We start from the raw sequence: 22,561 nt of genomic DNA on the forward strand, positions 1-22,561 counted from the left end.
CTACCGAGTTCGCCGGGGCACCCCGACGTCCCGGCGGGTCGGGCCGCGCTCCGGGCGACCTCACCGGGGCCCGGCGAGGTCGGTGACGCAATCCGGACAATTGGTCCGCTCCGCACGGTGATGCGGAACCGACGCGCGCGGGTCGGCGATCTGGGAGGATGGGACGTCGTGTCGACCCCCGCGAATCCTGCTCCCGCCCAGCTCCTGCGCCGGGCCCTGAGCGTGCTGACCCAGATGGCCCCTGCCGCCGTCGAGCTCGGCGAGATCTTTGCCGCCGCCGGGCACGAGCTGGCCCTCGTGGGCGGGCCGGTCCGGGACGCGTTCCTGGGCCGCGCGAGCGCCGACCTGGACTTCGCGACGTCCGCCTCGCCGGACGAGACGCAACGGATCCTCGCGCGCTGGGGCGACGCCCACTGGGACATCGGCAAGGAGTTCGGGACCATCGGTGCGCGCCGCCACGGCCGGGACGGAGCCGACGACGTGGTCGTGGAGGTGACGACGTACCGCACGGACGAGTACGACCCCGCCTCGCGCAAGCCGGTCGTGGCGTTCGGCGACTCGCTCGACGGGGACCTCTCCCGGCGTGACCTCACCGTCAACGCGATGGCGGTGCGGCTGCCCGACCTCACCTTCGTCGACCCGTTCGGCGGCCTGACCGACCTCGCCGCGAAGGTGCTCCGCACCCCGATCGCCCCCGAGCGGTCGTTCGACGACGACCCGCTGCGGATGCTCCGCGTCGCCCGGTTCGCCGCCCAGCTCGAGTTCGACGTCGAGCCGGCGACCCGGGCGGCGATCGTGGACATGGCGCCCCGGCTCGACATCGTCTCGGCCGAGCGAGTCCAGGCCGAGCTGGTCAAGCTGCTGTGCTCGCGGGCGCCTCGCGCCGGGCTCGAGGTGCTGGTGCAGACCGGCATGGCCGAGCACGTGCTGCCCGAGCTGCCCGCGCTGCGCCTGGAGATCGACGAGCACCACCGGCACAAGGACGTCTACGAGCACTCGCTGATCGTGCTCGACCAGGCCATCGCCCAGGAGACCGGGCCGAACGGCGCGGTCCCGGCGCCGGACCTCGTGCTCCGGCTGGCGGCGCTGCTGCACGACATCGGCAAGCCCCCGACACGTCGTTTCGAGCCGGGTGGCGGAGTCAGCTTCCACCACCATGAGGTCGTCGGCGCCAAGATGGTGGCCAAGCGTCTGCGTGCCCTGAAGTTCGAGAAGCAGGTCGTCAAGGACGTCGCCCGGCTCGTCGAGCTGCACCTGCGCTTCCACGGCTACGGCGACGGCTCCTGGTCGGACTCCGCGGTCCGCCGCTACGTGACCGACGCCGGGCCGCTGCTCGAGCGGCTGCACCGGCTCACCCGCGCCGACTGCACGACCCGGAACCGGCGCAAGGCCAAGCGTCTCGCCGACGCCTACACCGACCTCGAGGAGCGGATCGCGCGCCTGCGTGAGCAGGAGGAGATCGACTCGATCCGTCCCGACCTGGACGGCAAGCAGATCATGGCGATCCTGGGCATCCCGCCGGGACGCGACGTCGGCGCGGCCTACCAGCACCTGCTCGCGCTGCGCATGGAGCACGGCCCGCTCGGCGAGGAGCGCGCCACGGCGGAGCTGAGGTCCTGGTGGGAGGCCCGTCAGGACTGAACGGGCCTCCCCAGAGGTTCCGGCGCCGGGCCGTACGCCCGGCTCAGTGCGTGGCCGGGGCCGCCGGGGTCTCCGACTTGCGCAGCCGCGTGGCCAGCACCAGCGCCGCGACGACGACGACGGCCGCCACCGTGAAGGCGAGCTGTGCGCCTCCGGCGGTGGCTTCCGCCTCGGAGGCACCGCCGTCGACCAGCGTCACCTTGCGCAGCGTCAGCAGCGCCACGAACAGCGCGGTGCCGGCCGCCCCGGCGAGCTGCTGCACGGTCGTGATCGCCGCCGAGCCGTGGGAGTACAGCGTGGGCTTCAGACCACCGAGGGCCGAGGTGAACGTCGGCGTGAAGATGAACGCCAGGCCGAGGCTGAGCACGAGGTGGCCCGCGACGACGAGCCACAGGGGCGACGTCGGCGCGAGGCTCGCGAACAGCAGCATCGCGACACCGACGGCGGCGACGCCGGGGATCGCGAGCGGTCGGGGGCCCACACGGTCGTAGAGCCGACCGACGACCGGGCCGAGCAGACCCATGAGGAGGCCGCCGGGCAGCATCAGCAGGCCCGCGGTGAGCGCGTCCAGCCCCATCGCCCGCTGGAGGACCAGCGGGAGCCCGATGATCATGCCGAACATCGCGATCATGCTGACGGCCATGACCGCCAGCCCGATCGTGAAGCCCTGGGCGCGGAAGACACGCAGGTCGAGCAGCGCCGCGTCGGTGCGCTGCAGCACGATCTGACGCCACACGAACAGGCCCAGGATCATCGACCCCGCGACCAGGGGGACGGCGGGAGAGACCGCCATGGCGTGCTGCGCAGCCTCACCGAGGGCCGACAGCCCGTAGACCAGGCCGCCGAAGGCGCCGGCCGCGAGCACCACGGACAGCGGGTCGAGGCGGGTCCGTGCGCGGTTCGCGACGTCCCGGACGAGCAGCGCCCCGAGCAGCAGCGACAGCGCCGAGATCGGCAGCACCACCCAGAACACCTCGCGCCAGCCCAGCGAGGTGACGACGGCGCCGGAGACTGTCGGACCGAGCGCGGGCGCGACGGCGATCACGAGGGAGACGTTGCCCATCACCCGGCCGCGGCGGTGGGGCGGCACCGTGCTCATGACCGTCGTCATGAGCAGCGGCATCATGATCGCGGTGCCCGTGGCCTGGACCACGCGGGCGGCGACGAGCAGCCCGAAGACGGGTGCGATCGCCGCGAGGAAGGTCCCCGCGGTGAACAGGGACATCGCGAGGATGAACGCTCCGCGGGTGCCGAGGCGTTGCAGGAGCCAACCGGTGGTGGGGATGACCACGGCCATCGTCAGCAGGAAGCCGGTGGTCAGCCACTGGCCGGACGACTCCGTGATGCCGAACTCGTCCATGACGGCCGGGAGCGCGACGCCCATCGTGGTCTCGTTGAGGATGACGACGAACGCGGAGACCAGCAGCAGCGCGATGACCCGCACGTGCTCGCGCGGCAGGCGGTCCTCCTGCGGTGCGACGGGCCCGGGCGGAACCTCGGTGGTGCGTGCAGACATGTGTCCCCTCGGGCTCGGCGGATGTGGTGACCGCGGGCGACGCTGCGCACGGACTGACCTGTCAGGTCAAGGCGTCACCAGCGTGCGATATTCCGTGCGAGGGTGCGACTGATTTTCCGCTGCGGACTCATCGGTCCGCGCCAGGAGCGGTTCGGCCGCTGTCAGGCGGGGGTGTTGCGCACGACCAGGATGCAGGTGTCGTCCTCGGTACTGCCGTCCGCGCAGACCTCCACGATCGCGTCCCGCACCCCCGTGGCGTCCATCCCCGGCGTGATCTCCCCGGCACAGGTGCGCAGGTCGGCGAGCTGGGCGCGCAGCGACCGGTCACGGCGCTCCACGAGACCGTCCGTGAAGAGCACGAGCGACTCGCCGGGACACAGGACCGTCTCGGCCACGGGCACCGTGTCGTCGAGGTTCGAGACGCCGACGGGTGTCGTGAGCGCCCCGTCGAGGAGCTCCACGGTGCGGTCGGCCCGCAGGAGCAGCGGCGGTGGGTGACCGGCTCTCGTGTACGTGACCCGGCGGGAGCCCTCGTCGTCCGGCGGGTCGACGAGCGCGAACACGCAGGTCGCCATCCCGGCCATGCCCAGACCCTGCACGAGCTCGTCCATGGTCGCGACGACCTCGGCGGGTGACCGGCCGGACCACGCCTCGGACCGGATCACCGAACGGAGCTGGCCCATGGACGCCGCGGCGCGGATGTCGTGCCCGACGACGTCGCCCACCGAGACCGCGACCTGCCCGCTGGGCAGCGGGACGACGTCGTACCAGTCGCCGCCGACGTCGGCACCCGCCGACGCCGCCTCGTAGAGCGCGGCGCAGTCGAGGCCCGGTGCCTCGACGATCTCGGGCAGCATGCTGCGCTGGAGCGTGACCGCGGCGTCGTGCTCGCGCCGGTAGAGACGGGCGTTGTCCAGGGCCAGCCCGGACCGGGCCCCGAGGGCGACGATGTCGCGCACGTCGTCCTGCGGGAAGGCGTCGACGTCGTCGCTGCTGACGACGACCAGCACGCCGATGACACGGTCGCGGCCGCGCAGCGGGACGACGATCGCCGAGCCCAGGCCGAGCCGCTCCAGCGCGGCGAGCTCCTCGGGGCTGGTGCGCCGCGGCAGGCTCTCGACGTCCACCGGGAACGGGGCGGGGAGGGTGTTCGGGCCGTCGGCGCCCAGCACACGCTGGATGGCCCCGGACTCGAAGGCCCACCGCTGCGACCGTTCGAGCAGCGCGACGTCCGCGGACCGTGCCGCGTCCCGGGCCGCGACGTGCACGAGCCGAGGACGGTTGTGGTCGTCGACCACGACGACGGCGCACCAGGAGCCGAAGTGCGGCGCCACCAGGTCGGGCAGCAGGGCGGCACCCGCCTCCTCGTCGAAGAGGCTCACGAGCGCCTGGGTGATGTTGGCCAGCAGCGCCAGCCGCTCGTTCTGCCGGTGCACGGCGTCCAGCTCGAGCAGCTGGCGACGGTCGTCGTGCACCCGGTCGGTCACGTCCGTCTGGATCCCGACGTGGTGGGTGACCAGGCCGTCCTCGTCCAGCACCGGGGAGACGACGACCTGGTTCCAGAACGGGGTGCCGTCCTTGCGGTAGTTCAGCAGGGTCTCGCCGACGGCGTCACCCGCCTCCAGGGCGGCACGGATGCGGCCGACGGCTGCGGGATCGGTGCCGGCGCCCTGGAGGAACCGGCAGTTGCGCCCGACGACCTCGTCGGCGGTGTAGCCGGTCGCCAGGGTGAAGGCCGGGTTGACCCAGACGAGCGGGTCGTCCGGCAGGGACGGGTCCGAGATCGTGAAGCTCAGGTGGCTCGCGACGGCGGCCCGCATCTGCAGCCCGTCGGGCGGGGCGCTCGGCGACGCCGACTCCTGCAGCCCCGAGGTGGGCAGGATCACGAGGAGGGCACGGTCGACGAGATGCTCCGGCGCGCCGGCGAGGGGCAGACCCACCGCCCAGGAGACGCTGTCGTCACCGCGCCGGGTCGAACGGAGCGCGAGGCCGTGCCCGTGGCGCAGCGACGCCAGGATCGCCGGGGCCGGCGAGGTGGCGACGGTGGTCGCCGGGGTGATGCCGGCGGCGGTGCACCAGGAGGCGAAGGAGACCGGCAGGCCCAGACCCCTGGCCATCCGCACGGCGACCGGGTTGGCGTCCACCACTCGTTCGGTGGCCGTGTCGAGGAGCAGCACGGCCCCGCCGCTGGCGACCTCGACGGGGTCGGCGACGCCGGGCAACAGCCCTTCTGCGTCCAGGAGCGTGTCGGGGGTCGCCGAGCGTCGGTCGTCCATGTCGCCATCCCTCGCCCCGGTCCTGGCCGACGAAGCGGCACCCTCCTGTAGGTACTCATCATCCGGAGCGCGGACGCGCCTGTCCAGCGCGTGAACTGTGTGGTACCGCGCGGTGCCTCAGGATCGGGCGACGTCGGTCGGGCTGACCTCGGCCGGCGACCTCGCGCCACGGAACCCCATGAGCGCCGCCACCGCCAGGTAGGCCAGCGCCAGCAGCACGAAGAGCTCGCGCGACCAGCCGTCGTCGGGCACCGCGAACGCCGCGAGGACGGCTGCACCCACGAACGCCGCGTTGTACAGCACGTCGTAGAACGCGAAGGCGCGGCCGCGGTAGTCGTCGTGCGTGTCGCGCTGCACGATCGTGTCGACGGCGATCTTGGCGCTCTGCGCGGCCAGGCCCAGCAGGCCCGCCCCCACCAGGATCACCGTCCGTGAGGGCGTGGTGGCCAGCAGGAGCTGCGACGCCGCGGCGAGCAGCAGCATCCACACGATCCATCCCTGCGGGCCCGTGCGCCGTGACAGCACCGGGGTGATGACGACGGCGCCGGCACCGCCGATCCCGGTCATGGCGATGACCAGGGCGAAGTTCGCCAGGCCCGCCGAGGTGTCGCCCGGTTCGGCCAGCAGGTTCCGCGAGATGAGGATGGCGGCGATGAACACGACGCCGTACAGGAACCGGTGCGCCGCCATCACGAGCAGGCCCTGCCCCGGTGTCCGGCGAGCGACCAGGTACCGGGCGCCGTCCGTCAGGCCACGCGCCACGGCCACGACCTCGGCGCCGAGCCTCCCGCGGACCGGGTGCTCGGGACCGAGCTGGTCGCGCCCGAGGCGCAGCGCGAGCAGGGCCGCGACCCCGAAGACCACCGCCGCGCACACGAGCGCGGCGGCGTCGTGCATCCGGCCCGGAGGAAGTCCGAGACCGAGGAGGAACCCGACGCCACCGCCCAGGAAGAGCGCCCCCGCGCCCAGCGTCGGGGTCAGCGAGTTGGCCGTGAGCAGCAGCGGACCGTCCACGACGCGCGGCAGACCGGCGCTGAGAGCCGCCAGCAGGAAGCGGTTCACGCTCAGGGCCACCAACCCCAGCACGACGATCCAGACCTCGCCCGCACCGGCAAGACCGCCCGTGAGCATGATCGTCGCCATCGCGCCCGCCACGACGACGCGGACCGCGTTGCCCACGGCGAGCACCTGGCGACGGCGCCACCGGTCCAGCAGCACCCCGGCGAACGGGCCGACCAGGGTGAACGGCGCCAGCATGACGGCGAAGGCACCCGCGACGCCCGCCGCGGTCCCGGCGCGCTCGGGGGAGAAGAACAGCAGGGAGGCCAGCCCGACCTGGAACATGCCGTCACCGGCCTGGGACACCAGGCGGACGGCGAACAGCCGCCGGAAACCCGGCAGCCGCAGCAGGGCGACCAGGTCCCGCCCGGTCTCGGTGATGGCTCCCACAGCGGCCAGCCTTTCACGTCGGAAGGGCACCGCCGTCGGGCAGGCCGGGACGCAGCGTGCCCGACGGCGGATGTTCCGCCGTCGGGCACGGGTGCGGTGCGAGGCGCTCGCTCCAGGTCAGCGCTCCGGACTATCGCTCCAGCTGTCTGGTCGCGCTGCCCTTGCGCTCCGCTTCGGGCGAGTGCCTCGTTCCTCGGCCCTCACCCTTCGCTGCGCTCCAGGTCAGCGCTCCACGTCACCGCGGATGAAGGCCTCCAGGTGGCGGCGGCCCTCGGAGTCCTCCATCTGCACGGGCGGGGACTTCATGAAGTACGTCGAGGCCGACAGGATCGGTCCGCCGGTGCCGCGGTCCTTGGCGATCTTCGCGGCACGGATGGCGTCGATGATGATGCCGGCCGAGTTGGGGGAGTCCCACACCTCGAGCTTGTACTCCATGTTCAGCGGGGCACCGCCGAACGCGCGACCCTCGAGGCGCACGTACGCCCACTTGCGGTCGTCGAGCCAGGCGACGTAGTCCGACGGACCGATGTGGACGTTGCGGTCCTCCGTCTTGCCGGCGAGCGCGCCCGTCAGGTTCGAGGTGACGGCCTGCGTCTTGGAGACCTTCTTCGACTCGAGGCGGTCGCGCTGCAGCATGTTCTTGAAGTCCATGTTGCCGCCGACGTTGAGCTGGTACGTGCGGTCCAGCACCACGCCGCGGTCCTCGAACAGCTTGGCGAGCACGCGGTGCGTGATGGTCGCGCCGACCTGCGACTTGATGTCGTCGCCGACGATCGGCACACCGGCGTCCTCGAACTTCTTCGCCCACTCGGGGTCGGAGGCGATGAACACGGGCAGCGCGTTGACGAAGGCGACGCCCGCGTCGATGGCGCACTGCGCGTAGAACTTGTCGGCCTCCTCGGAACCCACCGGCAGGTAGGACACCAGGACGTCGACCTTCGCGTCCTTCAGCGTCTGCACGACGTCGACGGCCTCGCGGTCGGACTCGTCGATGGTCGCGGCGTAGTAGTCGCCGAGGCCGTCGAGGGTCGGGCCGCGCTGGACCATGACGCCCGTGGGCGGAACGTCCGCGATCTTGATGGTGTTGTTCTCCGAGGCGAGGATCGCCTCGGCCAGGTCGAAGCCGACCTTCTTCGCGTCGACGTCGAACGCCGCCACGAACTCGAGGTCGCTCACGTGGTAGTCGCCGAACTGCACGTGCATGAGACCCGGGACGGTGTCTGACGGGTCGGCGTCGCGGTAGTAGTGCACACCCTGGACCAGGGACGATGCACAGTTTCCGACGCCGACGATGGCAACGCGGACGGAGGTCATCCTCGCTCCTTGTTTCTCGGGGTCGGGACGTCGTGCGTCCCGACGGTCTTGTCGCGGCTGCTCGCGCGGTCGCGCTCGGTCATGATGAGCCCGTCGAGCCAGCGCACCTCGCGCTCGACCTGCTCCAACCCGTGCCGTTGCAGCTCGAGCGTGTACTCGTCGAGCCTCTCTCGGGTACGGGCTGCGGACTCCCGGACCGCCTCCAAGCGCTCGGTCAGCCGGGTGCGCCGGCCCTCGAGGATGCGGAGGCGGGTCTCGGCGTCCGTCTGCGCGAACAGCGCGAACCGGACGTCGAAGCTCTCGTCCTCCCAGGCCGCGGGACCCGAGGAGGCGAGAGTGGTCTGGAGGTGCTCCTTGCCGTCGGCAGTGAGCCGGTACACGATACGCCCGCGGCGCCCGGTCAGCGGCTTGCTGCCCGACGCCGGACGTCCGGTCGTCGTGGACGTGCCGGCGCGGGGGCCGGTCCGGACGGCGGTGGTCGGGTCGGGTTCGACGATCTCGATGAGACCCCTGGTCACCAGCGACTTCAGCGCCGGGTAGAGAGTGCCGTACGAGAAGGCCCGGAACGACCCGAGGAGCAGGTTGAGCCGCTTGCGCAGCTCGTAGCCGTGCAGCGGCGCGGCGCTGAGCAGGCCGAGGATGGCCGTCTCGAGGACGTTCGAGCGACTACGCACCCTGCTGTCCTCCTCCGCGTCGGGCTGCCCGGCAGGATCCGTCACCCGATCCTGTGGACTCGTTGTATCGAGTCGATACATCGTGAGGATAGGACGCATCACGCGACGAAGCCAACGGGACACACCTGTCCACCGTCGGGCGCCGAGATGTGAAGGCCTCGTGGAGCACGCCGTGGGGCCGTGGGGACGGTCGGCGTGGAACCGCGTCAGACCCGCCCGGTCTGGACATCCGCTCGGGTGGATCCCCTAGTGTTTCCTGTGGTCACTCGTGCCCGTTGGGGGCGGGACGGCTCCGAGGACCTCCGCGATCGAAAGGCAGGGACGTGGCGAGCAAGCGCAGGCGTCGCTTCTGGAACTACCCACGCCGTGGCAAGAACGTCGTGCAGCGCTGGCTGCCGTCGTGGCGTGTCGTCGTGGGCTGCATGCTCGGTGGCATCGCCCTCGGTGCGGGCCTCTTCTTCGCCGCGTGGACGTCCACGGAGATCCCGGACAACCTCGACGACGTCGAGAACCAGGCCACCACGGTCTACTACGGCAACGGCAACGAGGTCGGCTCGTACTCCACGATCAAGCGGGAGCTCGTCGACTACGACACCCTGCCCGCCTACGTGGGGGACGCCGTCGTCGCCTCCGAGGACGCCACCTTCTGGACCAACGGAGGCGTCGACTTCCGTGGCATCGCCCGTGCGGCGATGAACAACGTGACCGGGTCCGGCGGCCGGCAGGGCGCCTCCACCCTCACCCAGCAGTACGTCGAGCAGTACTACCTCGGCCGGACGCAGGACTACCTGGGCAAGGCCAAGGAAGCGATCATCGCGCTGAAGATCGCCCGTGACCAGTCCAAGGAGCTGGTGCTGGAGCGGTACCTCAACACCATCTACTTCGGGCGAGGGGCGTACGGCGTCCAGGCCGCCGCGCAGGCGTACTTCGAGAAGGACGCCGCCGACCTCACCTACTCCGAGGCGGCGATGCTGTCCGGCATCATCCCCTCGCCGGTCAACTACGACCCCTCCGTGCAGCTCGAGGTCGCGCAGAAGCGGTGGCAGCGCAGCATCAACCGCATGGCCGACCAGGGGTACATCACCGAGGAGGAGCGGCAGTCGGCCGAGTTCCCGGAGTTCGTGGAGAAGCAGGAGAACACCAACAGCCTCGGTGGCCAGAAGGGCTACGTCATGGCCGCGGTGAAGACCGAGCTGCTCAAGAACGGCCTGACCGAGGAGGAGTTGGAGACCAAGGGCCTGCAGATCTACACCACGATCAAGCCCAAGCTGCAGCGCGAGGCCGCTGACATCGTCAAGAACATGCCCGACGACGCCAGCAAGAAGGTGCGACCCTCCATCGTCTCCATCGACCCGTCCAACGGCGACATCGTCGCGCTGTACGGCGGGAAGAACTACATCAAGCAGTCGCTGAACACCGCGACGCAGGACACCGTGCAGGGCGGTTCGACGTTCAAGCCGTTCACGCTCATCGGGGCCCTCGAGGAGGGCTACGACCTCACCACGACGTTCGACGGGAACTCGCCGAAGGTGTTCCCCGGTGCCGACAACGGCAACGACTGGACGGTCAACAACTTCGGCGGCCAGAGCCTCGGCAGCAGCATCGACCTGGTCACCGCGACCGCCAACTCGGTGAACACCGCCTACGCCGAGCTCAACATGGAGGTCGGTCCGCAGAAGACGGTGGAGGTGGCGCACCGCCTCGGCATCCGCGAGTCGACCGACCTCCTGTCCAACAACGGCAACGTGCTCGGGACCGACTCCGTGTACCCCGTCGATCTCGCCTCGGCCTACGCGACCATCGCGGCCGAGGGCATGTACATCGAGCCGCACGTCGTGGATCGGGTGGAGCACCGCGACGGCACCGTGCGCTGGGAGCCCGACACGGTGGCCGAGAAGCGGTTCGAGCGGGACACGATGGCGGCCGCCACGTACGCGATGACCCAGGTCGTCGAGCAGGGTTCCGGCCGCGCCGCCCTGGACCTCACCGGGCCCGACGGCACCCGCCGTCCCGTGGCGGGCAAGACCGGTACCGCGAACGACAACGAGACGGCATGGTTCGCCGGGTACACCCCGCAGCTCGCCACCATCGTCAACGTGCGCCAGTACAAGAACGTCGACGTCGAGGAGGGCATCCTCGGCGGGAAGGAGCCGATCGACACGTTCGGCGGCTATCCCGAGATCACCGGTAGCACGTGGCCGGCTGCGGCGTGGACGGAGTTCATGCAGGTGGCGCTCGAGGGCGAGGAGATCGAGGAGTTCCCGACCTACACGCCGCCGACGCCCTCGTACTCGCCCTCCCCGACGCCGTCGGAGACGGAGGAGGAAGAGGTCGAGTGGGTCGAGCTGCCGGGCAACCTCGTCGGGATGAACGTCTCGCAGGCGACGAACCTGCTCGAGGGGCTGGACCTGCGGGTCGCCACCGAGGCCGTCAACGACGAGGCGTCGAAGGGCACCGTCCTGGAGGTCCGTAACGGCGGCGGGCGCGTCCCGGTCGGGTCCACGATCACCCTGGTGGTCTCCACCGGGAGGTCCGACGAGCCGCAGCAGGTCGCCGTCCCGAACGTCACCGGGCAGGCGCGGACCGCCGCGGAGCAGCAGCTCCGACGGGTCGGGCTGTCGTCGTCCACCACCGAGGAGTACAGCGACCGACCGGTCGGTGAGGTGCTGCGGACCGAGCCCGGCGCCGGTGCGGAGGTGGAGCCCGGTGCGACGGTGACGATCGTCGTCTCGCGGGGCCCGGAGCAGCAAGAGCCTCCCGAGCAGCCTGATCCCGGCCCGCCGGACGACGACGGCCCGGGCGACGGTCCCGGGAACGGTGGCGGTGGCGGTGGCGGCGAGGACGACGGGTGACCGACGCCACCTGACGGGCTCGCCGGCCTGACTTCCTGCCAGGGTGCCGGGAACGGTAGTCTGGTGGACTGGCCGTGCCTTCGATGGGCGCGGCCGACGCACGCAAGAACCCTCCTGCCACGGACAGACCGTGGCCGTCGAGACCAGAGGAGGTGGGTTGAACACATGCGTCAGTACGAACTGATGGTGATCCTGGACCCGGAGGTCGAGGAGCGCACCGTGGCCCCGTCGCTCGAGAAGCTGCTCACGGTCGTCAAGACCGAGGGCGGCACCGTCGACAACGTGGACATCTGGGGCCGTCGCCGTATGGCTTACGAGATCAACAAGCGGGCCGAGGGCATCTACGCCGTCGTGGACTTCACGTCGACGCCGGCCACCGCGAAGGAGCTGGACCGTCAGCTCGGCCTGAACGAGGCCGTGCTGCGTACGAAGATCCTGCGCCCCAGCGCTCGCTGAGTCTGCTGAACCGAAACACTCCCGGTCCCGTGCGTCCTCCCTGTGGGAGGCTCGTGGTGGGATCATCCCTGGACATCGAGGACAGCCGAATCTCGCGGACGAACGAAGGAGCTTGGCATGGCTGGTGAGACCGTCATCACGGTTGTTGGAAACCTGACTGCGGACCCGGAGCTGCGCTTCACCCCGTCGGGTGCTGCCGTCGCCAACTTCACGATCGCGTCCACGCCTCGCACGTTCGACAGGCAGTCGAACGAGTGGAAGGACGGAGAGGCGCTGTTCCTGCGCTGCTCCATCTGGCGCGAGGCTGCGGAGAACGTCGCCGAGTCGCTGACGAAGGGCATGCGCGTCATCGCGCAGGGCCGTCTGACGCAGCGCTCGTACGAGACCCGCGAGGGCGAGAAGCGCACCGTCGTCGAGCTGCAGGTGGACGAGATCGGCCCGTCGTTGAGGTTCGCCTCGGCCAAGGTCACTCGTGCCCAGCGCTCCGGCGGCGGTGGCGGATTCGGTGGTGGCGGCGGGGGCTACGGCGGTAACGCCGGTGCCCCCGGTGGCCAGCCCAGCGGTGGCCAGGGTGGCGGTTTCGGTTCTTCCGGTGGCGGTCAGCAGCAGAACGACCCCTGGGCCACGGCAGGCCCGGCGTCGTCCGGCGGCGGGTTCTCCGACGAGCCCCCGTTCTGATCGCCGCTCAACCCCAGATCATCCCCTGTCCCGGCGGTACGTACCGGCCGGGACGATCCTGAGTAAGGAGCACTCACCATGGCCAAGCCTGTGGTGCGCAAGCCCAAGAAGAAGGCCAACCCGCTCAAGGCGGCGAAGGTCGAGACGGTGGACTACAAGGACACCGCACTGCTGCGCAAGTTCATCTCCGACCGTGGCAAGATCCGCGCTCGTCGGGTCACCGGCGTCTCCGTGCAGGAGCAGCGCCAGATCGCCAAGGCCGTCAAGAATGCCCGCGAGATGGCCCTGCTGCCGTACTCGTCGTCGGCTCGCTGACCGGAAAGGATCCAGATCATGGCAAAGCTGATCCTGACCCACGAGGTCACCGGTCTCGGTGAGCCCGGGGACGTCGTCGAGGTGAAGGACGGGTACGCCCGTAACTTCCTCATCCCCCGCTCGCTGGCCACTCCGTGGACCAAGGGTGCCGAGTCGCAGGTCTCCGCGATCCGCAAGGCTCGCAAGTCCCGCGAGATCGCCACGCGTGAGGACGCGGAGGCTGCTGCAGCCTCGATCGAGGCGAAGTCGTACACCATCGAGGCGCACGCCGGTGAGTCCGGTCGTCTCTTCGGTGCGGTCACCACCGCCGACATCGCCGCCGCGGTCTCCGCCGCCGGTGGCCCGTCGGTCGACAAGCGCAAGATCGAGATCGGCCAGCCGATCAAGTCGACCGGTGAGCACGCCGTGTCGATCCGCCTCCACCCCGAGGTGTCGGCGAAGATCGAGCTCGCGGTCGTCGCCGGCTGACGCTGGTCCGACCACCCGAAGGCCTCGTCGCCGCTCGCACTGCGAGCGGCGACGAGGCCTTCTGCGTTCCCGTCCGGTCGGCACGTTCAGCTCCGATCGGTCGCTCCAGCTGCCGATCGGAGCTGAAAGTGCCGACCCGACGAGGGGCCTGTGGACGGCGTCGGCGGCAGACGACGGCGCCGGGCCATGCTGGCCGGCATGAGCACGTCCGAGATCCTCGTCGCCCGTGACCACGACGCCGCACTGCTGCGGGCCGCGCGCCGTCGAGGAGAGATCGAGCGGGTCAGGCGCGGTGCCTACCGTGCCGTGCCCGACGGCGGGACACGGCCCGGCGATGTCCCGCCCGGAGGCGGTGATGGTCTTGACGGCAGAGGGGCCGCCGGGGGTAGGTCATACCGTGCGGGGTGGTCGGCCGCGCGGGGCCTCGCCCTCGACCGGGCGCGAGCGGTCAGCGCTCAGCTGCGCGCGGTGCACTGGTGCAGCCATGCGACGGCGGCGATGCTCCATGACCTGCCGTTGTGGCGGCTGCCCTCGGCGGTGCACCTGGTGCAGGGGTACCGGGCGTCGTCCCGTGCGGCCGTGGACGTCCGGCGGCACCTCCTCGAGGTGCCGCCGGAGCACCGGACCCGGGTGCTCGACCTGCCGGCGACGACGTTGGCCCGGACGGTCGCGGACTGCGTGACCACGTTGCCGCCGCTCGAAGGGCTCGTCGTCGCCGATGCCGCGCTGGCCCGGGGTCTCGACGCGGAGGAGTCGGTCGCGATCGTGCAGGGCCGCCGCCAGGGTCGTCGTCGGGGCCTGCTGGTGCTGGGTCTCGCGGACCCAGGAGCGGAGAGCCCGTGGGAGACCTGGTTGCGCTACGTCGCGCACTGGACCGGGCTGCCGCGCCCACGGACGCAGGTCCCCGTGGAGACCCGCCTCGGCCGTCACCGCGTGGACCTGGGCTGGCCCGACCACGGTGTGCTGGCCGAGTTCGACGGGCTCGTAAAGTACAGGGCCGGTGCCTTCGGCGAGGCCTACGACCCCGAGCGCGCGCTCGTCGCCGAGAAACGCCGGGAGGACGCGATCGCGGAGCAGACCGGCTGCCGGCCCCTGCGTGTGACCTCGAAGGATGCCGCACGTCCGGAGTCGGTGTCACACCGGCTGCTCGCACGGTTCCCCGCGGACGTGCGGCGGGCCGTCCGACGGCCTGCGTTGCTCACGCGGCCGACGTGACGCCGTCGGGCGCTGCGGTCGGTACCTCCAGCTCCACTCGGCCGCTGCAGGTACCGATCGGAGCCGGACGTGCCGACCGCAGCTTGAGCGGCGGGTCGGTGCGGGCTCAGGTGCCCGTGACCATCCACCGGTCACCGCGGGCGCGCAACCCCGTGGTGAGCGCCCGGGCCAGCATGAAGACGCCGGCGAAGGACGCCCACAGCCAGGCCAGCCCGACCGGTCCCTCGGGCGCCCAGGCGCGGACCGCCAGCACGCACGGCACGTACAGCACCAGGGTGAGCATCCCCGCCCAGGCCAGGAAGCGACCGTCGCCCGCACCGATGAGGACGCCGTCGAGCACGAAGACCCAGCCGGCCATCGGCATGAACACGCCGCACGCCACGAGCCCCACGGTGATCGCGACACGCACGTCGGGGTCGGAGGAGAACAGCGGGGCGATCCACCAGCCCGACACCGCGAACAGCACGCCGATCACGGCCCCGGCGCCCACACCCCACTGCAGGCAGCGGCGCAGCACGGCCCGTACCCGCTCCAGGTCGCCCGACCCGAGCCCGAAGCCCACCAGCGCCTGCGCGGCGATGGCCAGCGCGTCGAGCGCGAACGCCGCCAGTCCCCACAGGCTGTTGACGACCTGGTGCCCGGCCAGCGTGACGGCACCGAGCGAGGTCGCGGTCCACACCGTCAGCAGGATCGCGAGACGCAGGGAGACCGTGCGGACGAGCAGCGGTGCACCGGCGACGGCGTTGGCCCAGATGCCCGCGTGGTGCGGCCGCAGCGACGCGTGGCGAGCGCGTGCCCCGGCGACCACGACGGCGGCGAGCACCACCGCCATCAGCAGCTGCGCCGTCGTCGTCGCCAGGGCTGAACCCGCGATCCCCATCCCCAGGCCGTAGACCAGCGCCACCGAACCGACGGCGTTGAACACCGCACCGCCCGACGCGACCCACAGGGGAGTGCGGGTGTCCTGCAGGCCGCGCAGCACGCCGGTCGTGGCCAGGACGAGGAGCATCCCCGGCAGCCCGGGGGCGGACCAGCGCAGGTAGGTCGTCGCGTGGGCGGCGACGTCGCCGGACGCGCCCAGGGCGGTGACGGCCCACGGCGCGGTCGTCCACAGGAGTGCGGCGAGGGCGATGCCGAGGCCGAGCGCGAGCCACATGCCGTCGACGCCGGACTGGAGGGCCTGGCGGTCCTGCCCGGCTCCGAGGCGACGGGCGACGGCGGCGGTGGTCGCGTAGGCGAGGAAGACGCACAGCCCGACCAGGGTGATGAGGACGGTCGAGGCGAGCGAGAGCCCGGCGAGCTGAGGGGTGCCGAGATGCCCGACGACGGCGCTGTCGACGAGCACGAACAACGGCTCGGCGACGAGCGCGCCGAGGGCCGGCAGGGCGAGCGCGAGGATCTCGCGGTCGATGCGGCGCAACTCACCACACCTTTCTTCTCTCCACAGGCTGGGTACGACGTCGGTGCAGGTCAGTGACCGATCCTGAGTTGTACACAGGAGATGTCCCCAGTTGTGCACAGGGTTGTCCACCATCGGTGCACAGGTCTGGGCAGTCTTCCACAGCCCTTTCCACAGTTGTGTCCACAGCGTCTTTTGCGCGCGGTCCCGGGCGCGCCTAGCGTCGTCCCGGGTGTCAGAGGGGGACTGTAGAACAAGGTCCTGAGGACCGGTCGATCTGCCCGGGTCGGACGTGGTGCCGGTGTGAGAGCCGGGGGAGGTGGAGACATGTCGATCGAGGAGCTCGAAGCGGGCTACGCACCGTCACGAGGAGGCTTCGACCGCACCCCTCCGCAGGACGTCGACGCCGAGATGAGCGTGCTCGGCGGCATGCTGCTGTCCAAGGACGCGATCGCCGACGTCATCGAGCAGATCCGCGGTGTCGACTTCTACCGCCCCGCGCACGAGGCGATCTACGACGCGATCATCGACCTGTACGGGCGCGGCGAGCCGGCCGACGCGATCACCGTGGTCGCCGAGCTGACCAAGCGCGGCGAGATCGGGCGGATCGGTGGCGCCTCCTACATCCACGACCTCATGGCCGGCGTGCCCACGGCCGCCAACGCCGGGTACTACGCGCGCATCGTGCACGAGCGGGCCGTGCTGCGCCGGCTGGTCGAGGCCGGCACCAAGATCGTCCAGCTCGGGTACGCGACCGACGGCGGCGACGTCGACACGGTCGTCAACAACGCCCAGGCCGAGATCTACGCCGTCACCGAGCGCAGGACCTCCGAGGACTACGCGCCGCTCGCCGACATCATCGGCGGCGCGATGGACGAGATCGAGGCCGCAGGCAACCGCGGCGAGGGCATGACCGGAGTCCCGACCGGGTTCGCCGACCTCGACCGGCTGACCAACGGCCTGCACCCCGGGCAGATGATCGTGGTCGCGGCGCGTCCGGCCATGGGCAAGGCGCTCGCTCTGGACACCCCGCTGCCGACGCCGACCGGCTGGACCACGATGGGCGACGTCGCCGTCGGGGACGAGCTGATCGCGGCCGACGGGACACCGACGCGGGTCGTACGCGCGACCGAGGTCATGACCGGCCGACCCTGCTACGAGGTCGTGTTCGACGACGGCACGACGATCGTCGCGGACGCCTGGCACGAGTGGGCGACCAGCACCCGAGCTCAGCGCCGGAAGGTGCGTGCGGGAACGACGCCTGAGAGCACGATCCACACGACCGAGGAGATTCTTGCGTCGCTCCGTTGCGCAACGGCTGACGGACGTGCGAATCACTCTGTTGCCACGACAGCTCCACTGCAGTTCCCTGAGGCCGACCTGCCTCTGGATCCATACGTACTCGGGGTGTGGCTGGGCGACGGACACGCTGCGTCCGCGAGGTTTACCTCGGAGGACCCCGAGATCGCGATGCGGATTGAAGGTCTCGGGTATGTGGTCGGGGAGCGCAAGAGCTCACCTGGCGCAGCCCGGCTGTACCAGATTCAGCTCCATGCGGACGAGCCGAACGCTGAACGGGCATGCGTAGTCTGCGGAGCGACATTCCTTCCGCGGACGTCGCAGGTCAAGACCTGCGGTCGTTCGTGCGGGGGTCGAGCTAAGACGGTTTCGGCGCCGACCGCGCCACCCACGTGTCCTGATTGCGGAGGACGGAGCTCCGGTCACCGACGATGCATGGAGTGCCACCAGGGACGAGGGTCGGTTGCCGGGATCCTTCGCGCGCTCGGTGTGCTCGGAAGCAAGCACATTCCGAACGCCTACCTGCGGGCGTCCGAGGCGCAGCGCAGAGCGCTGCTCGCCGGCCTGCTCGACACGGACGGCACGGTGAACCGGACCGGCAGTCCTCAGATCGCACTCACTGACCGACGCCTTGCCGAGAATGTGCGCGAACTTATCCACAGCCTGGGTTATCGCACTGGCTGGTGGGAGAAGAAGGTGGCAGGGCGGCGAGCGGAATCTTCTACGGCGTTCACTGTCACCTTCACAACCCATGACAATGTGTTCCATCTTGAGAGAAAGCGCTTGGTCCACAAGGAGCGTCGCCGCCACCCGACAGCCAAGCTCACGTCGCGCTTTGTTGTCGATGTTCGCCCGCTGCCGTCCGTCGCCGTGCGCTGTGTCGAGGTCGATCACCCCGACCATCTTTACCTCGCATCGCCGTCGATGATCCCGACCCACAACTCAACGCTAGCCATCGATATTGCACGGTCTGCGTCGATCAAGCACCAGAAGACGTCCGTGGTGTTCTCGCTCGAGATGAGCCGCAACGAGATCACGATGCGACTGCTGTCCGCCGAGGCGCGGGTGCACCTGCAGAAGCTGCGCAACGGCTCGCTCGGTGATGACGACTGGCAGAAGCTCGCCAAGGTCATGGGCAAGGTGTCCGAGGCGCCGCTGTTCATCGACGACTCGCCGAACATGTCGCTGACCGAGATCCGTGCCAAGTGTCGGCGCCTCAAGCAGAAGCACGACCTCGAGCTCGTGGTCATCGACTACCTGCAGCTCATGACGTCCGGCAAGAAGGTCGAGTCCCGTCAGCAGGAGGTCTCCGAGTTCTCGCGTGCGCTGAAGCTGCTGGCCAAGGAGATCGAGGTCCCGGTCATCGCGCTGTCGCAGCTGAACCGTGGACCGGAACAGCGACAGGACAAGAAGCCGGCGATGTCGGACCTTCGCGAGTCGGGCTCTATCGAACAAGATGCTGACATGGTTATCCTTCTTCATCGCGAGGATGCTTATGAGAAGGAGTCTCCTCGTGCGGGTGAGGCCGACTTGATTGTTGCCAAGCACCGAAACGGCCCGACAGATACGATTACGGTTGCATTCCAGGGCCATTATTCGCGGTTCGTGGATATGCAGGTGTAAGATGCGTTGTCTGTCGACGTGTAGGCCCCATTCGCCGAGCTGAACGCAAGAAGACCCCAGGAAGACCCGACCCGGACACTGCAGCGTGAACCACCCGGCTCACGAACCGGAACGCCGCCTCGATCCGGCGCCGCTGCTGATCCTTGACCCCGACGCGTTATCAGCCCCTACGGCATCGAGCCCCGCGACGGCCTACAGCTCGCGCGTGCCGGCGGCTACGGGCTGCTCTACCGTCCCGACGTGATCGAAGCCCTCACGAGATCCACCGCAACGGCGTCATCGACCTGCGATGGCTCACCAGCTGGGGCAACGACGCCCGCACTCACGTCGCACCCACCCTCGGCCTGGCCGACTTCCTGCACCTCGACACCCTCGACCAGACGCACACGATGGACGCATCCCTGAAGTTCGACGCCATCCGACGCCACATCGACACTGGCCGACGGTTCGCCTGGATCGACGACGACATCACTCCACCCGAACAACGCCGGCTCACGATGATCTACGGCTCAAACTGCCTGCTCCTGCGGCCGTCCTCGACCGTCGGAGTAGCCGCCGGCGACATCGCCGCCGTGCGGGACTTCCTGACGGCGCCATGATCACAGCACCCGGCCCATACCCGCCCCGGCCGACCCAGAGCCTGACCGTGGCGTTGTGGGCCGAGCTCGTCCTCGGCCCACCGGCGCCGATCCAGCGGGGATTGCACCGGTACGCAGCCTGTGGCGGCGACCCACGGTTCGGCGACGGTGACGAGGCCGCAGACCTTGAGGCTCAACGCGAGATCTGCTCCGAATGCCCAGTAGCGGCCAGCTGCCTGCGCGAAGCCCTCGAGACCGAGGAGTCCCGCTACGTCATCGCCGCCGAGATGCGCGCCGGACTGACCGCGCGACAACGAGACCGCCTACGCCGAGCACGGCGCCGTAGCCACTCCCGCGCGCTGGCCCCGCCAAAGCTCCCGGAACTCTCTGCAGCGAGCAGAAGCAGCTTCCTCGAGGCCGTCACCCAGGCCATCGACGACGGCAAGACGTACTCCGACGCGGTGCACACCCTCGGATACTCAGGGCGCGAAGGCCAGCTCTACCGGCGCCTCTGGCGCGCGAACCGCCTCGACCTGCACAGGCTGCTCCGCAGCAATCGAGACTCGTAGTGGCTGAGCAGCGTCTAGCGGCCAAGCCAAGCGGCCGTGACAGACCGCAACCCGCGGCTGCCTTGCTGAAGAGCAAACCGTGGATCCCTACCATCGCCTGCGGGGACCAATAGTAACGCTAGGCGTTACAATCGATCCATGAGTGGCGTTGCGGGACGGGTCGCGGTCGCGAGGATCGCGGCCGGCCAGTGGGGCCTGCTCACCACGGCGCAGGCGACGGCGGCCGGCGTGTCGCGAATGATGCTCTCGCGAATGGCCGAGTGGGGTGAGCTGGAGCGGGTCATGCACGGCGTGTACGCCACGCCGGCAGCGGTGGGGATGAGCTACTGGAGAAGCGCGCCGTATGGCTGTCGCTGGAACCCAGCCGACTCGCGTACGAGCGCCTGGCCGACACCCCGCAGGCTGGGGTCCTCTCGCACGCCACAGCAGCAGCACTTCACCACGCAGGGGACATACTCGATCGACAGGTCGAGGTGACACTGCCTTCTCGGTACCGGGCTCGACGCCCTGAAGTGCGAGCTCATCGCGGACGACTGCGCCGCGACGAGGTCACCCTGGTCGAGGGCCTTCCCGTCACGACGCCCGCGCGCACGGTGGCCGACCTGCTCGCCGACGATCACGACCGCGCCCACGTCGCCACAGTCGCAGCAGACATGCTCAAACGCGGCATCGTGACGGTGACTGAGCTCGACGGAACCCTCGACGAGATCACCCTGGAATGGGGGATAGGACGACTGGCGCCCGTGTCAGCGGCGCGGCCTAGCGTGCGGACATGAGACTTCGCCGGTGCACCTACTGTGAGAGCCAGGTCGACGTCGATGCTGGTCCCCACATCCACGACCCGAAGGAGTGTCAGGACTGCGGGGACGTGTTGCTCGCGTCTTCGTTCCCCCGTCATCCGTCGAGTCTTGACGGACGACGGCACCAGTGCGCGCGCTGCATCCGCCTGGCCCGCGATGTCGAGGCCGTGCAAGAGCACGTCCTCGACCAGGGAGAGCGCAAGAGGGAGAACGACCTGCTCCGCGAGCATGGATACGCGTGGCGGATCGGCAAGGACCGGGACCTGATCCTGTTGTCTCCATCTGGAACATGGGTCGACCGATCTCGCGCGTTGATCGAGGTCGGGGAACGGAGCGACGAACCGCAGTGGGTGGAGACGCATCCGCTCGACGAGTGGTAACCCCGTAGGGACCACGGCACGGTCGGATGTCACCTGGCAGCGCAAAGCAGCCCAGGCGCCCCAGGTCAGTTGTCACCCACCCATCCAGCGAGCTCTCGACTCGGAAGGCGTGCCCAAGGCGGACATGATTTGGGAGGATGCGACACGTGGCAAGCGAACATGTGAAGGTGGCGGTCGATGGGGACGACATGGTCCTTTGGAAGGAGGCCGCGACGCGGGTGCGGCTAGCTCAGGCCACGTTGGATCAGCTCGGGGACCCGGCTCCCGGAAGTGGACTTGCCCAGGATGACATGCGCTGCAACGGCCCATACATCTCCGACTCGGTCAGGGGCCATCTTGATGCTGCGCTCGACAACCTGACTTTGTGGGCGAACGTGGTGGCGCCGAGGGTGTTCATCAAGGACGTGCCAGTCGAGAACCCTCCCCGCCCGTACTTCACGCTCGCGCGTGCTGGGTTGGAGTCGGCAGCTCAAGCGGTCTGGCTCCTTAGCCCTCAAGAGCAGGATGAGCGCATTGCCCGGCATCTGAGGCTGGCGGTCAACGACCTCGAGGAGATGCGCCGTACCGCCCGGCTCGTCGATTCAAGCGCCGAGGAGGCTGTCAAGGAAAGGATCGTGGCTGTTCGAGACACGGCTGGGGGGCCAATCAAGGTGGCACCGAACTATCTCGACATGGTGCGCGCCGCTGCGAACCTCGGTGGCCTTGAGCCCGACGACGCTGAAGCGCTGTGGCGGACCGCGTCGGCCGCGGCCCACGGCAAACTCTGGTTCCTTGAAGCCACCTACAGCACCGACCTCGGCGAGGAGTTCTCGGCGGGCCGGTTCCGAGCGGTACGGCGACCCGATGCCGGAACGATCTCCACCGTGGTCACACTGGCCACGGAGGTCACCGAGCGTGCCGTCGTCCGATACGCGCTGATGCTGGGCGCCCCGTTGGAAAGGATCACCCAGCGCGCGGTCGAGCAATTGAGGAAGAACCTGCCCCGGACCGTGACTCCAGCACCAGAGTGACCCGGTCCGGTACGGGAACCACGCTCATTGAGCATGCCGGCGCCATGGA

At 69.9% G+C, this 22,561-nt stretch carries 20 protein-coding genes; 14 read left to right on the plus strand and 6 right to left on the minus strand.

Annotated features, from left to right (window positions below; all coding sequences use genetic code 11):
- Positions 1 to 120 precede the first annotated feature (120 nt).
- Positions 121 to 1,641: a CCA tRNA nucleotidyltransferase gene (locus HDG69_RS16580; protein WP_171785008.1), complete on the plus strand. Its 1,521-nt coding sequence runs from the start codon at positions 121 to 123 to the stop codon at positions 1,639 to 1,641.
- A gap of 43 nt (positions 1,642 to 1,684) precedes the next feature.
- On the opposite strand, the gene HDG69_RS16585 is transcribed toward HDG69_RS16580, so the two are convergent.
- The 5 genes from HDG69_RS16585 to HDG69_RS16605 all read right to left on the minus strand — a co-directional run bounded on the left by HDG69_RS16585 (position 1,685) and on the right by HDG69_RS16605 (position 8,870).
- Positions 1,685 to 3,157: a DHA2 family efflux MFS transporter permease subunit gene (locus HDG69_RS16585; RefSeq protein ID WP_171784925.1), complete on the minus strand. Its 1,473-nt coding sequence runs from the start codon at positions 3,155 to 3,157 to the stop codon at positions 1,685 to 1,687.
- Positions 3,158 to 3,318: 161 nt separating this feature from the next.
- A complete protein-coding gene (locus tag HDG69_RS16590) occupies positions 3,319 to 5,433 on the minus strand; it encodes a SpoIIE family protein phosphatase (protein WP_171784926.1) in 2,115 nt (704 codons plus the stop codon).
- A 117-nt stretch (positions 5,434 to 5,550) separates the two neighbouring features.
- Positions 5,551 to 6,882, minus strand: coding sequence for an MFS transporter (locus HDG69_RS16595; protein ID WP_171784927.1), 1,332 nt, complete (start codon positions 6,880 to 6,882; stop codon positions 5,551 to 5,553).
- A gap of 222 nt (positions 6,883 to 7,104) precedes the next feature.
- Positions 7,105 to 8,196, minus strand: a complete 1,092-nt coding sequence (locus HDG69_RS16600; RefSeq protein ID WP_171784928.1) for an inositol-3-phosphate synthase — start codon at positions 8,194 to 8,196, stop codon at positions 7,105 to 7,107.
- Entirely contained in the window at positions 8,193 to 8,870 is a 678-nt protein-coding gene (locus HDG69_RS16605; RefSeq protein ID WP_171785009.1) for a helix-turn-helix transcriptional regulator, read from the minus strand. The genes HDG69_RS16600 and HDG69_RS16605 overlap by 4 nt, the downstream gene beginning before the upstream one ends.
- Before the next feature lie 323 nt (positions 8,871 to 9,193).
- On the opposite strand from HDG69_RS16605, the gene HDG69_RS16610 reads away from it, so the two are divergent.
- The 6 genes from HDG69_RS16610 to HDG69_RS16635 all read left to right on the plus strand — a co-directional run bounded on the left by HDG69_RS16610 (position 9,194) and on the right by HDG69_RS16635 (position 14,854).
- Positions 9,194 to 11,722 carry a transglycosylase domain-containing protein gene (locus HDG69_RS16610; RefSeq protein ID WP_171784929.1) on the plus strand — a complete coding sequence of 843 codons (2,529 nt, stop codon included), beginning with the start codon at positions 9,194 to 9,196 and terminating at the stop codon, positions 11,720 to 11,722.
- Positions 11,723 to 11,887: 165 nt separating this feature from the next.
- The gene (gene rpsF, locus HDG69_RS16615) at positions 11,888 to 12,178 is read left to right on the plus strand and encodes a 30S ribosomal protein S6 (RefSeq protein WP_171784930.1); all 291 of its coding nucleotides are present in this window, start codon (positions 11,888 to 11,890) and stop codon (positions 12,176 to 12,178) included.
- A gap of 117 nt (positions 12,179 to 12,295) precedes the next feature.
- Positions 12,296 to 12,856, plus strand: a complete 561-nt coding sequence (locus HDG69_RS16620) for a single-stranded DNA-binding protein (RefSeq protein WP_171784931.1) — start codon at positions 12,296 to 12,298, stop codon at positions 12,854 to 12,856.
- A gap of 78 nt (positions 12,857 to 12,934) precedes the next feature.
- Positions 12,935 to 13,171 carry a 30S ribosomal protein S18 gene (gene rpsR, locus HDG69_RS16625; RefSeq protein ID WP_106265817.1) on the plus strand — a complete coding sequence of 79 codons (237 nt, stop codon included), beginning with the start codon at positions 12,935 to 12,937 and terminating at the stop codon, positions 13,169 to 13,171.
- Positions 13,172 to 13,189: 18 nt separating this feature from the next.
- Positions 13,190 to 13,639, plus strand: coding sequence for a 50S ribosomal protein L9 (rplI, locus tag HDG69_RS16630; RefSeq protein WP_171784932.1), 450 nt, complete (start codon positions 13,190 to 13,192; stop codon positions 13,637 to 13,639).
- A gap of 198 nt (positions 13,640 to 13,837) precedes the next feature.
- Positions 13,838 to 14,854, plus strand: coding sequence for a hypothetical protein (locus HDG69_RS16635; RefSeq protein ID WP_171784933.1), 1,017 nt, complete (start codon positions 13,838 to 13,840; stop codon positions 14,852 to 14,854).
- A gap of 106 nt (positions 14,855 to 14,960) precedes the next feature.
- Here HDG69_RS16635 and HDG69_RS16640 read toward each other — a convergent pair whose 3' ends face one another.
- Positions 14,961 to 16,274, minus strand: a complete 1,314-nt coding sequence (locus HDG69_RS16640) for an MATE family efflux transporter (protein WP_343036484.1) — start codon at positions 16,272 to 16,274, stop codon at positions 14,961 to 14,963.
- Positions 16,275 to 16,580: 306 nt separating this feature from the next.
- On the opposite strand from HDG69_RS16640, the gene dnaB reads away from it, so the two are divergent.
- The 7 genes from dnaB to HDG69_RS16675 all read left to right on the plus strand — a co-directional run bounded on the left by dnaB (position 16,581) and on the right by HDG69_RS16675 (position 22,512).
- Positions 16,581 to 19,175: a replicative DNA helicase gene (gene dnaB / locus HDG69_RS16645; RefSeq protein ID WP_171784935.1), complete on the plus strand. Its 2,595-nt coding sequence runs from the start codon at positions 16,581 to 16,583 to the stop codon at positions 19,173 to 19,175.
- Positions 19,176 to 19,564: 389 nt separating this feature from the next.
- Positions 19,565 to 19,774 carry a hypothetical protein gene (locus tag HDG69_RS16650; RefSeq protein WP_171784936.1) on the plus strand — a complete coding sequence of 70 codons (210 nt, stop codon included), beginning with the start codon at positions 19,565 to 19,567 and terminating at the stop codon, positions 19,772 to 19,774.
- Positions 19,775 to 19,821: 47 nt separating this feature from the next.
- A complete protein-coding gene (locus tag HDG69_RS16655) occupies positions 19,822 to 20,322 on the plus strand; it encodes a WhiB family transcriptional regulator (RefSeq protein ID WP_171784937.1) in 501 nt (166 codons plus the stop codon).
- Between the two features lie 138 nt (positions 20,323 to 20,460).
- On the plus strand, positions 20,461 to 20,799 hold the full coding sequence (locus HDG69_RS19695) for a type IV toxin-antitoxin system AbiEi family antitoxin domain-containing protein (protein WP_171784938.1): 339 nt from the start codon (positions 20,461 to 20,463) through the stop codon (positions 20,797 to 20,799).
- Positions 20,800 to 20,834: 35 nt separating this feature from the next.
- Positions 20,835 to 21,098: a hypothetical protein gene (locus HDG69_RS16665; protein WP_171784939.1), complete on the plus strand. Its 264-nt coding sequence runs from the start codon at positions 20,835 to 20,837 to the stop codon at positions 21,096 to 21,098.
- The gene (locus tag HDG69_RS16670) at positions 21,095 to 21,502 is read left to right on the plus strand and encodes a hypothetical protein (protein ID WP_171784940.1); all 408 of its coding nucleotides are present in this window, start codon (positions 21,095 to 21,097) and stop codon (positions 21,500 to 21,502) included. Before HDG69_RS16665 ends, HDG69_RS16670 begins: the two co-directional genes overlap by 4 nt.
- Positions 21,503 to 21,648: 146 nt before the next feature.
- Positions 21,649 to 22,512 carry a hypothetical protein gene (locus tag HDG69_RS16675; protein WP_171784941.1) on the plus strand — a complete coding sequence of 288 codons (864 nt, stop codon included), beginning with the start codon at positions 21,649 to 21,651 and terminating at the stop codon, positions 22,510 to 22,512.
- The last annotated feature ends 49 nt before the right edge of the window (positions 22,513 to 22,561 follow it).

Source organism: Isoptericola halotolerans, assembly GCF_013149785.1.
Lineage (GTDB): Bacteria > Actinomycetota > Actinomycetes > Actinomycetales > Cellulomonadaceae > Isoptericola > Isoptericola halotolerans.